Genomic DNA, 12,657 nt, shown 5'->3' on the forward strand with positions numbered 1-12,657 from the left:
GAGGGCCTCGGAGGTGAATCTTTGTGATCTTTTTTCTACCTTTGTAAAACGGTTTTCGGAAGGCGCTGGATGCGTGGGGAATAACCGAATCATGCGAACCGTGAAAAGATGAACAGCAATGGATAGAACGGCCGATTTGAAACAACGGATTTTGGCACTTACGCGGGAATATGCTCGTGAAGTGCATGGAACGAAGCCGGAATTCGTGGCAGGGAAGAGTTTCGTCAAATATGGCGGTCGTTATTTCGACGAGGAGGAGGTGGCGAATCTGGTCGATGCGTCGCTGGATTTCTGGTTGACGGCCGGGCCGTGGGCGCACCGTTTCGAAAGGCGTTTCGCCGAATGGCTTGGGGTGGAGCATTGTTCGCTGGTCAATTCGGGTTCTTCGGCCAACTTGTTGGCGTTTATGGCGCTGACTGCTCCGGAACTGGCCAATCGGCGCATCCGGAAAGGCGACGAAGTAATTACAGTGGCTTGCGGTTTTCCCACGACGGTAACGCCGATCATTCAGTACGGAGCGATCCCGGTGTTCGTGGATGTAACGATTCCGCAATACAATATAGATGTCGCTCAGCTCGAAGCGGCGCGGTCGTCGCGTACCAAAGCCGTGATGATCGCACATACGCTGGGCAATCCGTTCGATCTGAAGGCTGTCAAGGCGTTTTGCGACCGTTACGGGTTGTGGCTCGTGGAGGATAACTGCGACGCATTGGGTTCGCTCTACCGCATCGGAGGACAGTGGCGCAAGACGGGAACCGTAGGACATATCGGAACCAGCAGTTTCTATCCGCCGCATCACATGACAATGGGAGAGGGCGGAGCCGTCTATACGGACGATGCACTGCTGCACCGGCTTGTCAATTCGTTCCGCGATTGGGGCCGCGACTGCTGGTGTGCCGGGGGTGTGGACAATACGTGCGGACATCGTTTCAGTAAACAATACGGTGAGTTGCCTCTGGGCTACGACCACAAGTACGTTTACTCCCATTTCGGTTACAATCTGAAAGCGACCGAAATGCAGGCGGCAATCGGTTGTGCGCAGCTCGATAAGCTCGATGCGATCGTCGAAGCGCGGCGCGCCAACTTCCGTACGCTCAGCGAGATGCTGGCCGGTACGCCGGGGCTGATTCTTCCGGAGGCGGCACCCGATTCGAAACCCAGTTGGTTCGGATTTCCCGTTACGGTGAAAGAAGATGCCGGGTACACGCGAAACGAGCTCGCGCAGCATTTGGAGCGATGCAGGATTCAGACCCGGAATCTCTTTGCAGGCAATCTGGTGAAACATCCGGCGTTCGACGAAATGAGGGCAGAAGGGGCGGGCTACCGCATTGTCGGTGAGTTGCGTCAGACGGATTACATCATGAACAACACGTTGTGGATCGGAGTCTATCCCGGGATGCAGTCCGCAATGCTTCGCTACATGGCCGATACGATCCGAGCCTTTGCTGCGGAGCGGGCGAAATAACGAGAGACGGTCGGGCCGAACATCGGAGGACGGCGTAATCGGCATAGAATCTGCATGAACGGGCCGCCGGATCGGGAAGATGGCGTGCTGTGAGGATGCATTTGCCTCGGTACGCGGTTTTATCGAAGCGGGGCCGTTCGGCAGAGGTCGAACGAATGCCGTCAGAGCGGAAGGAAACGGACCGAGACGGACGGCATGCGGATCGGCAGCGCACGTTTTGAACGGGAGCGGCAGACTGTCAAGACCGGTATGGATTGGAACGACAGGCCGAAAAGTGGTTTTTGCGGATCGGAACGGTGCGGCGGACAAAGACGGTGCGCACGGACGAATACCGTTGTGAGACTGACGACGACACGATGCCCGAAGGGACATGATTCAGAAATGAACCGTTTCCTTTGACCGAGGGCAGAACCGAACAGGTTCGGGTTTTACCGGAGCGGGGAAATGAACGGAAGAAATTCGACCATTTCGTTAAGCCGGGTGCAGAGCCGAACTCGTTCGAGCTGTGTCGGGGCGAGAAACGGACGAAAGAAATACAACGAAAAGCTGGAGCTTAAACAGGAAGGATATGAAAGCGGTGATTCTGGCGGGCGGATTCGGCTCGCGGCTGAGCGAGGCGACGAATCTGATTCCGAAGCCGATGGTCGAAATCGGCGGCAAGCCGATCCTGTGGCACATCATGAAGACATACAGCCACTACGGGATCGACGATTTCGTCATCTGCTGCGGTTACAAGCAATATGTCATCAAGGAGTATTTCTCCAACTATTTTCTCCACAACAGCGATCTGACGGTGGATTTGGCCGACAACACGGTGGAGATTCACGACAACCACTCCGAAAAGTGGCGCGTTACGATGGTCGACACGGGACTCGACACGATGACCGGCGGCCGTGTGAAACGGATCGAACCTTACATCGGACGCGAGCGTTTCCTGCTGACCTATGGGGATGGCGTAACGGACGTGGACATCGCCGATACGATCCGTGCGCACGAGAAGTCGGGGGCTCTGCTCTCGCTGATGGCCTATAAACCTGCCGGAAAATTCGGATCGTTGCAGATCGATCCTGCGACGGACAACGTAACCTCGTTTCTGGAAAAGCCCGACGGCGACGGAAACTGGATCAATGCCGGTTATTTCGTCTGCGAACCCGAAGTGTTCGACTACCTGCCTGCGGGGGACGATACGTGCGTGTTCGAGAAACAGCCGCTCGAACGGATCGCCGCGGACGGACGGATGCACGCCTACAAACACCGCGGATTCTGGAAGCCGATGGATATGCTGCGCGACAATTCCGAGTTGAATGCGATGTGGGATAACGGTTCCGCTCCGTGGAAAGTATGGGAATAGCGAACGGAATCCGGCCGGAAACGCATGCGGACGTCCGGACGGAAGGCAACGCTCCGGACAGGCGGTCGGCGGCTGAACGGCCGGACGATGAACGGATGGCGGCTGCGGACCGGCCGGTTGCGAAACGGTCGCCGGATAAGCGGGCGGCGCCGGCGGGAAAACAGGAGATGACGTCGGGACGGTCGTATGCGGAGAAGCGGACGGCCGATGCACGGATGCCGGCGGATGTGGAACGGCCGGAGGCGGCACGGTCGCTGTCGGCGAAACGGGAAAAGAAGATGAAACGGTTACAGACGGAAATCGGATCGACGGAGGGGCGGAAGCCGGGACCTGATGCAGCGTCGGCGGGCGGTCCGTCCGGCGGCTTCTGGCGCGGGAAACGGGTGCTCGTAACGGGACACACGGGATTCAAGGGGAGTTGGCTCGCCATTTGGCTCCATGAACTCGGTGCCGAGGTCGTCGGCGTGGCGCTCGATCCGGCGACCGGACGCGACAATTACGTGCTTTCGGGGATCGGCCGTCGCATTGCTGCCGATTTGCGGGCCGACATACGGGACGGGGCGGCTCTGGCAGGCATCTTCGCGCAGTGGCGTCCCGAGATCGTCTTCCATCTGGCTGCCCAGCCGCTCGTACGACTCAGCTACGAACGTCCCGTGGAGACCTACGAGACGAATGTGATGGGTACCGTTCATGTGCTGGAGGCGATCCGTGCGACGGAGAGCGTGCGCGTGGGGGTGATGATTACGACCGACAAGTGCTACGAGAACCGCGAGCAGGTCTGGGGCTACCGCGAGAACGAACCGATGGGAGGTTACGACCCCTATTCGAGCAGCAAAGGTGCGGCCGAGTTGGCGATCGCTTCGTGGCGCCGCTCCTATTTCAATCCCGAAAGAGTCGGGGAACACGGCAAATCCATTGCGAGCGTGCGGGCCGGAAACGTGATCGGCGGCGGCGATTGGGCCGCGGATCGCATCCTTCCGGACTGCATCCGTGCGCTCGAAGCGGGCCGTGCCGTCGGCATCCGCAGTCCGCGGTCGGTGCGGCCGTGGCAGCATGTGCTGGAGCCGCTCGGAGGCTACATGACGCTGGCACAGCGGATGTGGGAGGAGCCTGCGGCGTATTGCGAGGGGTGGAACTTCGGTCCGCGGGCGGAGAGCGTCGCTCCCGTGTGGGAGGTGGCCTCCGAGGTCGTGCGGAATTGGGGCGGCGGCCGGCTGGAGGATCTTTCCGATCCGCATGCCGTGCATGAGGCGAATCTGCTGATGCTCGACATCGGCAAGGCCCGTTTCCGGCTCGGCTGGGAACCGCGCACGAATCTCGCGCAGGGGATCGCCCTGACGGTCGACTGGTACAAACGCTATCGCACGGAGCCGGTGTACGGACTCTGTGTAGAACAGATTGGTGAATATATGGGGTGCGATGTCAGGTAGGAAACGGATATTGGTTACGGGCGGCAGCGGTTTCATCGGCCGCAACATCCGCGAGAGTTATCTGGCGGAGCGGTACGAGCTGCTCGTGCCGTCGCATGCCGAATTGGATTGTGCGGACGAGCGGAGTGTGGACAATTGGTTCCGAAGCCACGGGGTCGATGCGGTGATCCATGCCGCGGTCAAGCCCGGGCATCGGAATGCCGCAGACCGTTCGGATCTTTTCTATACCAATACACGTATGTTCTTCAACCTCGAACGGCACCGCCGTGAATACGGGAAGATGCTGCTGATCGGTTCGGGTGCCATCTACGACAACCGGGCCTATCGTCCGCGGATGCGCGAGGAGGAGTGGCTGGAACGAATCCCAGCCGACGAGCACGGCTACTGCAAATACGTCTGCGCCAAGGCGGCCGAGGCGGCGGACAACATTTACGATCTGAGGGTGTTCGGCATATTCGGCCCTTACGAGGACTATGCGATCCGATTCATCTCCAATGCGATCTGCAAGGCGCTGTGCGGGCTGCCGATCACGCTGCGGCAGGATCGGATCTTCTCCTATCTTTGGGTGGAAGACCTGATGCCCGTGCTGGAGTGGATGCTCGAACACGAACCCCGCTTCAAGGCATACAACGTCGTGCCGGACGAAGTTTGCTCGCTGCGTGCGCTGGCCGGGACGGTGCTGGAGCTCACGGGGGCGGAGGTGCCACTCCGCGTGGCGCACGAGGGGCGCGGCATGGAATATACGGGCGACAACGCGCGGCTCCGGGGCGAAATGCCCGATCTGCGTTTCACGCCCGTGCGGGAGGCCGTGGCGAAACTCGCGGCATGGTACCGCGGACACCTCGCGCAGATCGACCGCGGGGCTTTGCTTACCGACAAGTAAAAACAGAGGAATATGAACCATTTCAAACTGCTCGACTGCACGCTGCGCGACGGCGGGTATGTCAACGACTGGAAGTTCGGACACAACACGCTCGTGAATGTCTTCGAGCGGATAACGGGTGCCGGCGTGGACTTCATCGAGGTCGGATTCCTCGACCAGCGTCGTCCGTTCGACATCGACCGCAGCATCATGCCCTCGACCGAGTGCATGGAGCGCATCTACGGCGGCCTGAACCGCCACCTCACGGAGGTCGTGGGAATGATCGACTACGGGACCTGCGGTCTGGAGCGCATACAGCCGGCGGCGGAGAGTTTCCTCGACGGTATCCGCGTGATTTTCAAAAAACACATCAAGCGCGAAGCGCTGGAATTCTGCCGTGAGCTCAAGGAGCTGGGGTACAAGGTATTCACACAGGCCGTGTCGATCACGAGCTACGACGATGCGGAGCTCATGGAGCTGATCGGGCTGGTGAACGAGGTGCGTCCCTATGCCGTGTCGATCGTCGATACGTACGGACTGCTGCACAAAAACTCGCTGCTGCACTACTACGAGATGATGAACGAGCACCTCGACCCGGGTATCGGGATCGGCTACCATTCGCACAACAATTTCCAGTTGGGCTATGCCAACTGCATCGAACTGATGAGCCGCCACGGCGACAATCCGCGGCTGCTCCTCATGGACGGCTCGATTTTCGGCATGGGCAAGGGCGCCGGCAACGCTCCGGTGGAGCTGCTGGCGACGTATATGAACGAAAACTACGGCAAGCGCTACGACATCAGCCAGATCCTCGAAGCCATCGACGTCAACATCCTCGACATCTACCGCCGTTCGCCTTGGGGCTATTCGATGAAGTTCTTCATCGCCGCCTCGAACGACTGCCACCCCAACTACGTCTCCTACCTGCTCGACAAGAAGACCCTGTCGGTGAAGGCGGTCGACGAGATCCTCAAGATGCTCGCGGACGAGAAAAAACTGCTCTACGACAAGGAGTATATCGAACAGCTCTACGTCGATTACCAGAAGCATGCGTGCGACGATGCGGAGGACTATGCGCGGCTTGAGGAGCTGCTCGGCGACCGCGACGTGCTCGTCGTCGGCCCCGGGGCGACGCTCAATACCGAGCGCGAACGGATCGAGGAGTATATCCGACGCGCGCGGCCCGTGGTGGTGGCGATCAACTTCATCCCCGAGGGAATCGCCACGGACTATCTTTTTCTGACCAACTCGAAGCGCTATGTGCAGCAGGCGACGCGGATCGCCCATGCGGCGGACGGGATACGGATCGTCGCCACGTCGAACGTTACCCGTTCGTGCGGCGGGTTCGACTTCCGGCTCGACTTCGAGAAGCTCATCGACCGCGACGCCGTCTTCATGGACAATTCGTTCATCATGCTGCTGAAGGTGCTCGTGCGTGCCGGAGTGCGGCATGTGGCGCTCGCAGCGCTCGACGGCTATTCGGCCGATCGGGCCACCGACTACTACTCTTCGGAGCTGGAATACGAATCGGCCCGGCGCAAAGGGTCCGAGATCAACGCATATGTAAACCGGATGCTGCCGCAGTTCCGCGAGCGGGTGCCGGTGGACTTCATCACGACGACCGTTTACGACAAATGATGGATACGAATCGAAAAACGGCGCTCATAACGGGCGCGAGCCGCGGCATCGGACGGGCCGCGGCGGAGTGGTTCCGGCGTGCCGGCTACGACGTGTTGACGCCTGCGCGGAGCGAGATGGATCTCGCGGACCCCGCATCCATCGCCGCATGGTGCCGCAGCGCGGAACGGGTCGACGTACTTGTCAACAATGCCGGAATCAACACCATCGCCCCGCTCGACGCACTCGGAGACGGGGTGTTGGACGAGATGCTTCAGGTGAACCTCAAGGCGCCGCTTCAGATCGTCCGAGCGCTGGGCGGCCGGATCGGCGGGAGCCGCACGGGGCGCATCGTCAACCTCAGTTCGATCTGGGCCTTCGTGTCGAAAGAGGGGCGCTGCGGCTACACGGCGGCCAAGGCGGCCGTCCGAGGCGTTACGCAGACGTTGGCGCTCGAACTGGCGCCCCGCAACATTCTGGTCAATGCCGTGGCGCCCGGGTTCGTCGACACCGAACTCACGCGGCGGAACAACACGCCCGAACAGATCGCTGCTCTTGCGGAGACCATTCCGCTGGCACGGTTGGCCGCTCCGGAGGAGATCGCCGAGCTGATCGGGTTCCTCGCTTCGGAGCGGAACACGTATATTACGGGACAAACACTTGTAATCGACGGAGGATACACATGCAGATAGAGATCGAATCGAAGATCCGCGACTATCGGCTGATTTTCGCGGAGGACGACGCCTATTTCGAGCGCTTGGCCGCCTGCGCGCCGCGCGTGGTGATCGCCGACGCCAATGTATACAGGCTCTATAAACCCCTGTTCGACCGTTGGTTCGCGGACGAGGAGATCGTTCGCTTCGATGCGGTGGAGGCGAACAAGAACATCGGGGGTGTACTCGCGCTGTGCGACCGCGTGATGGCTCTGTCCGCCAAGAAGAATCTGACGATCGTTTCGTTCGGGGGCGGAATCGTGCAGGACGTTACGGGATTCCTTGCCTCGGTGCTCTACCGCGGTGTCGGGTGGGTGTTCGTGCCGACGACGCTTCTGGCGCAGTCGGACAGCTGCATGGGCAGCAAGACGTCGCTCAACCACCGGCACTTCAAGAACCTGATCGGGACGTTCTATCCCCCGTCGGAGGTCTGGATCGACAGCCGGTTCGTCGGGACGCTATCGGAGACCGATTTCTACAGCGGGATCGGCGAAATCGTCAAACTGCACCTCATGGGCGGGCGCGCGACGGCCGAGGGGATCGCGGACGAGATCGCCCGCATCGGCGCAGGCGACCGCAGCCGTCTGCCGGAATTGGTGCATCGGGCGCTCGAAATCAAATACTCCTATATTAAGGACGACGAGTTCGACACGGGGCGCCGCAACCTGCTCAACTACGGACACTGCTTCGGCCATGCGCTCGAAAGCGCGGCGGATTACGCCGTGCCGCACGGCATCGCGGTCGTCGCGGGCATCCTCTTCGCGGAACTCGTTGCCGTGCGGCGCGGTCTGCGGTCTGCAGAGCGCGTGCGGCGGAATGCGGAGCATCTGCTGCTGCCCTGCCTGCGTTGTCCGGTGAAGGCGGAGTATTTCGACCGCGGGCGGATTCTCGCCGCCATGAAGATGGACAAGAAGCGCGTCGGAGATGGCCTGCCCCTGATCGTCGCCGACGACGAGTACGAGATGCACAAACTCACGGACATGACCCCCGAGGAGCTCTTCGCCGGCATGGATGAAATGAGACGGATACTCGAAATATGATGCGGATATGAAGATCAAACTGGCAAAATACATCGCCGATTTCCTCGCCGAACGGGGCGTGGAGCATGTGTTCACGGTAACGGGCGGGGGTGCGATGCACCTGAACGACGCTTTCGGCCATCACGAACGGCTGCATTGCGTCTACAACCACCACGAACAGGCGTCGGCCATCGCCGCCGAAAGCTACGCGCGCTTGACGGGCCGCGTTGCGGCCGTATGCGTTACGAGCGGTCCGGGCGGCACGAACGCCCTCACGGGTGTGCTGGGCGGCTGGCTCGATTCGGTCCCGATGTTCGTCGTCTCGGGACAGGTGAAGCGCGAAACGACGATCCGTTCGACGTCGCTGCCGCTGCGGCAGCTCGGCGATCAGGAGTTCGATATCGTATCGTGCGTGCGTCCGATGACCAAATACGCTGCAATGGTGTGGGACCCCGCCGAGATCGCCTATCAGCTGGAGAAAGCGTGGTACTTGTGCCGCAACGGGCGCGGAGGTCCCGTGTGGCTCGATGTGCCGCTCGACGTGCAGGCCGCGACGATCGAGACCGAAGCGCTGCGCCGCTTCGACGAGCGCGAGGTGCGCGACGCCGAGGTGCCGCATTATGACGGGGCGTTGTCCCGGCCGATTCTCGACCGGATCCGCCAAGCGAAAAGGCCCGTGCTTTTCGTGGGCAGCGGCGTGCGGCTCGCCGGGGCGCAGGAGGAGTTCGTGCAACTGGCCGAGGCGCTGCGGATTCCCGTGGTAACGGCGTGGAACGCCCACGATTTGCTGTGGGACGACCATCCGCTCTACTGCGGCCGTCCCGGAACGATCGGCACGCGCGGCGGCAACTTCGTCGTGCAGAACGCCGATTGTCTCTTGGTGCTCGGCTCGCGGCTCAACATCCGTCAGATCAGCTACAATTACAAGGATTTCGCACCCGATGCCTACAAGATCGTCGTGGACATCGACCGCAACGAGCTCTATAAACCGACCCTGCGGGTCGATCTGCCCGTCTGGGCCGATCTGCGGGATGCGATCGCCGGCCTTCGGGCGTGCGGTCCGGAGTCGGTGCAGACGCCCGCGCACGAAGCGTGGCTCGCGTGGGCGCGAAAGACCGATGCTCGTTATCCGGCCGTTCTGCCCGCATACTACGACGATCCCGACGGGCTGAACCCTTATGTCTTCGTCCGCGAATTTTCGAAAGGGTGGCGCGAGGACGAGACGGTGGTCTGCGGCAACGGCAGCGCTTGTGTCGTAACGTTTCAGGCGGCGGTCGTCAAGCGGTATACGCGCCTCTATGCCAATTCGGGCTGTGCGGCGATGGGCTACGGATTTCCCGCCGCGATAGGTGCCTGCGTGGCGCAGGGCGGGCGGCGTGTGGTGTGTATCGACGGCGACGGCAGTTTCCAGATGAATTTGCAGGAGTTGCAGACTGTTGTCTACAATAGGTTGAATATCAAGATTATATATCTGAACAACAATGGCTACCACTCCATCCGTCAGACCCAGACCAATCTGTTCGGGTCGCCTCTGGTCGGCGTGTGCGACGGCAACGGATTGAGTTTTCCCGATGCCGGGCGGATCGCCGGCGCCTACGGGATTCCGTTCATGCGGGTAACGACCGCTGCGCAGATCGGACCGATGCTCCGCTTCATGGAGCAGGAGGGACCCGTCTTCTGCGAGGTGGTGGTCGATCCTGCGCAGAACTTCGCGCCGAAACTCTCGTCGCGCGTACTGCCCGACGGACGCATCGTCTCGCCGCCGATCGACGATATGTTTCCCTTCCTCGACCGTGCGGAGTACGAGGAAAACCGTTGGAAGGAGTAGGCGATGGAGGAAAGACCTTGGCTGTCGCTCTGCATCCCGACCTATAACCGGGCCGAGGTGCTCGATCGGACGCTGCGTGCGCTCTTCGACGACCCCGATTTCGATCCCCGGAAGATCGAGGTCGTGGTGTGCGACAACTGTTCGGAAGACCGGACGCCCGAGGTGGCGGCCCGCTATCCGCAGGTGCGCTATTTCCGGAATGCGGAGAATATCCGCGATGCCAATTTCTCGCAGGCGTTGCAACACGGGCGGGGCGAATACCTTAAGCTGATGAACGACACGGTGCGTTTCGTGCCGGGCGGCCTGAAACTCATGCTCGACACCGTGGGGCGTCATCTCGCCACGCGCGGACCGCTCTTTCTCTATGAATGGAACCGCAACCGGCAGCCCGAGACGGTGGTTTGTCCCGACGTGGGGAGCTTCATCTGCGAAGCATCGGTGCGGGCGACGTGGATCGCCAACTTCGGTTGCTGGCGGCGCGATGCGGGGGTAACGGACGACCGGAGCGGCGCCGCGTTGCAACTGTTGCAGGTCGTGTGGAGCATCCGGATCGCCGAGGCGGGACCCCCCCCCGCCAAAATCTGTTTCGGACACTACTGCACGGTCGCGGCGGGGACCGGAGCTGCGAAGGGGGGCTACAACGTCTTCCGGGTCTTCGTGGCCAATTATCTGACGATCGTGGAGGAGTGTCTCCGCCGGGGTGTCGTGTCGCGGGCGCAGTACCGCAAAGCCAAGTCGCGCTTGTTCCGCCGCTTCGTGGCGCGGCGTGTGGTGTGGCTGCTTTTCCGCTCGAAGCACATCACCCGCTTCGACAATCGCGGAGCATGGCGGATCGTGCTGGAACACTATGGCCGTCAACCCTATTTCTACCTGATAACCTTCTACAAAAGTCTTCACTACCTGCTGCGCGGATGCCGTTGATGCGTCTCGTGCGGAAGACGGGGAGCGTTCATCTGCGGAAACGACGGAAAAAGGACCTTTCCCCGAACGGACGGACAATCCGCCTGAGTGCCGCCGCCCCGCAGATCGGGATCGGCCGTTACGACGGTTTCGCCGCCTGTTCGTCGGTTTGCGGACGCATGGCGCACGCTGCCGGGTGTTCCCTTCATCGGGAGCGGTCCGTGATCGGGATTGTGCCGTCCGGACGAAATGGACCGTGCGATCGCCGACGTACTTCCGCAACGGGAACGAGGCCGTCCAACAATTCGTAGACAGCCTCGTTTCATTCGTTCCGTACCCTTTGGCAGATTTCCGCCCCTTTCCAAGAAAAAGATGAAAGACCTGTCGGACGGCCTCTTACACGAGCGGCCGCCACCCGTCCGGCCGCTACTTGAGCAGCGACTCCATGATCTGCACGGCATTGAGCGCCGCCCCTTTGCGGATCTGGTCGCTCACGCACCAGAACGCAATGCCGTTCGGACAGGCCAGATCCCGGCGGATCCGTCCCACATAAACGGGATCTTTCCCCGTGAGATAGAGCGGCATGGGGTAGACCTTACGCGCCGGCTCGTCCATCAGCACGACCCCCTCGGCCCGGGCGAACGCCTCGCGCACCTCCTCCACCGCGAGCGGACGCTCCGTCTCGGCCCAGATGCTCTCGGAATGGGCGCGCATCACGGGTACCCGCACGCAGGTAGCCGACACTTCGACGTCGGAGTGCATGATCTTGCGCGTCTCGTGGTACATCTTCATCTCCTCCTTCGTATAGTCGTTGTCCATGAAGACGTCGATATGCGGGATCAGATTGTAGGCGAGCTGATAGGCGAACTTCCCGACCGTAGGCTCCGCTCCGCCCGCCAGCTCGCGGTGCTGCGTCTCCAGCTCGGCCATGCCCGAAGCGCCGGCACCGCTGGCCGACTGATACGTGGCCACACGCACGCGACGGACGTGCGACAGCTCTTCGATCGCGCGGAGCGCCACGACCATCTGAATCGTGGTGCAGTTGGGGTTGGCGATGATCCGCCGCGGCGCCCGCTTCGCATCGGCGGCATTCACCTCCGGTACGACCAGAGGCACGTCCGCATCCATGCGGAAAGCGCTCGAATTGTCGATCATCACCGTCCCGTGCCGCGTGATCGTCTCCGCGAACTCGCGCGACGTACCCGCGCCGGCCGACACGAGCGCGAAGTCGACTCCGGCGAAATCGTCGTTATGTTGCAACCGCCGTACGGCGATCTCCCGGCCGCGAAACGCATATTTCCGTCCGGCGCTGCGCTCCGAACCGAAAAGCAGCAACTCGTCGAACGGCAGCGGCCGCTCCTCCAGAATCCTCAGAAATTCCTGACCCACGGCGCCGCTGGCGCCCACGATGGCTATTTTCATCCTCCTGACAATTTATTATAAAGTTCTCGTCGATCTCCGTTCTCCGTCCA

10 protein-coding genes are annotated in these 12,657 nt (G+C 61.2%); 9 read left to right on the top strand and 1 reads right to left on the bottom strand.

Annotated elements, in window-relative coordinates; genetic code table 11:
- The first annotated feature begins 118 nt into the window (after positions 1–118).
- From rfbH to BN3659_RS07660, 9 genes are all read left to right on the top strand, one after another.
- The gene (gene rfbH, locus BN3659_RS07620; protein WP_091535885.1) at positions 119–1,465 is read left to right on the top strand and encodes a lipopolysaccharide biosynthesis protein RfbH; all 1,347 of its coding nucleotides are present in this window, start codon (positions 119–121) and stop codon (positions 1,463–1,465) included.
- 568 nt (positions 1,466–2,033) lie between these two features.
- Entirely contained in the window at positions 2,034–2,816 is a 783-nt protein-coding gene (gene rfbF, locus BN3659_RS07625; protein WP_091535889.1) for a glucose-1-phosphate cytidylyltransferase, read from the top strand.
- Positions 2,817–3,094: 278 nt separating this feature from the next.
- Complete coding sequence (gene rfbG / locus BN3659_RS07630; protein ID WP_091536088.1) at positions 3,095–4,246, top strand: CDP-glucose 4,6-dehydratase; 1,152 nt, start codon at positions 3,095–3,097, stop codon at positions 4,244–4,246.
- The gene (locus BN3659_RS07635) at positions 4,236–5,129 is read left to right on the top strand and encodes an NAD-dependent epimerase/dehydratase family protein (protein WP_091535892.1); all 894 of its coding nucleotides are present in this window, start codon (positions 4,236–4,238) and stop codon (positions 5,127–5,129) included. Before rfbG ends, BN3659_RS07635 begins: the two co-directional genes overlap by 11 nt.
- A gap of 12 nt (positions 5,130–5,141) precedes the next feature.
- Positions 5,142–6,746 (top strand): aldolase catalytic domain-containing protein, encoded by a 1,605-nt coding sequence (locus tag BN3659_RS07640; RefSeq protein ID WP_091535894.1) that lies wholly within the window; start codon positions 5,142–5,144, stop codon positions 6,744–6,746.
- A complete protein-coding gene (locus tag BN3659_RS07645) occupies positions 6,746–7,417 on the top strand; it encodes an SDR family NAD(P)-dependent oxidoreductase (protein ID WP_216092799.1) in 672 nt (223 codons plus the stop codon). The genes BN3659_RS07640 and BN3659_RS07645 overlap by 1 nt, the downstream gene beginning before the upstream one ends.
- Positions 7,408–8,478: a 3-dehydroquinate synthase family protein gene (locus tag BN3659_RS07650; protein ID WP_091535897.1), complete on the top strand. Its 1,071-nt coding sequence runs from the start codon at positions 7,408–7,410 to the stop codon at positions 8,476–8,478. Before BN3659_RS07645 ends, BN3659_RS07650 begins: the two co-directional genes overlap by 10 nt.
- Before the next feature lie 7 nt (positions 8,479–8,485).
- A complete protein-coding gene (locus BN3659_RS07655) occupies positions 8,486–10,285 on the top strand; it encodes a thiamine pyrophosphate-binding protein (RefSeq protein WP_091535900.1) in 1,800 nt (599 codons plus the stop codon).
- Between the two features lie 3 nt (positions 10,286–10,288).
- Entirely contained in the window at positions 10,289–11,206 is a 918-nt protein-coding gene (locus tag BN3659_RS07660; protein ID WP_091535902.1) for a glycosyltransferase family 2 protein, read from the top strand.
- 405 nt (positions 11,207–11,611) lie between these two features.
- Here BN3659_RS07660 and BN3659_RS07665 read toward each other — a convergent pair whose 3' ends face one another.
- Positions 11,612–12,607: an aspartate-semialdehyde dehydrogenase gene (locus BN3659_RS07665; RefSeq protein WP_091535905.1), complete on the bottom strand. Its 996-nt coding sequence runs from the start codon at positions 12,605–12,607 to the stop codon at positions 11,612–11,614.
- Positions 12,608–12,657: the final 50 nt, after the last annotated feature.

The organism is Alistipes sp. CHKCI003 (genome assembly GCF_900021155.1).
In the GTDB taxonomy this organism is placed as follows: domain Bacteria; phylum Bacteroidota; class Bacteroidia; order Bacteroidales; family Rikenellaceae; genus Alistipes; species Alistipes excrementavium.

Bases quoted from the DNA above. Each gene is read 5' to 3' on its own strand.
- rfbH (WP_091535885.1), top strand. From the start codon at position 119: ATGGATAGAACGGCCGATTTGAAACAACGGATTTTGGCACTTACGCGG.
- rfbF (WP_091535889.1), top strand. From the start codon at position 2,034: ATGAAAGCGGTGATTCTGGCGGGCGGATTCGGCTCGCGGCTGAGCGAG.
- rfbG (WP_091536088.1), top strand. From the start codon at position 3,095: ATGAAACGGTTACAGACGGAAATCGGATCGACGGAGGGGCGGAAGCCG.
- BN3659_RS07635 (WP_091535892.1), top strand. From the start codon at position 4,236: ATGTCAGGTAGGAAACGGATATTGGTTACGGGCGGCAGCGGTTTCATC.
- BN3659_RS07640 (WP_091535894.1), top strand. From the start codon at position 5,142: ATGAACCATTTCAAACTGCTCGACTGCACGCTGCGCGACGGCGGGTAT.
- BN3659_RS07645 (WP_216092799.1), top strand. From the start codon at position 6,746: ATGGATACGAATCGAAAAACGGCGCTCATAACGGGCGCGAGCCGCGGC.
- BN3659_RS07650 (WP_091535897.1), top strand. From the start codon at position 7,408: ATGCAGATAGAGATCGAATCGAAGATCCGCGACTATCGGCTGATTTTC.
- BN3659_RS07655 (WP_091535900.1), top strand. From the start codon at position 8,486: ATGAAGATCAAACTGGCAAAATACATCGCCGATTTCCTCGCCGAACGG.
- BN3659_RS07660 (WP_091535902.1), top strand. From the start codon at position 10,289: ATGGAGGAAAGACCTTGGCTGTCGCTCTGCATCCCGACCTATAACCGG.
- BN3659_RS07665 (WP_091535905.1), bottom strand. From the start codon at position 12,607: ATGAAAATAGCCATCGTGGGCGCCAGCGGCGCCGTGGGTCAGGAATTT.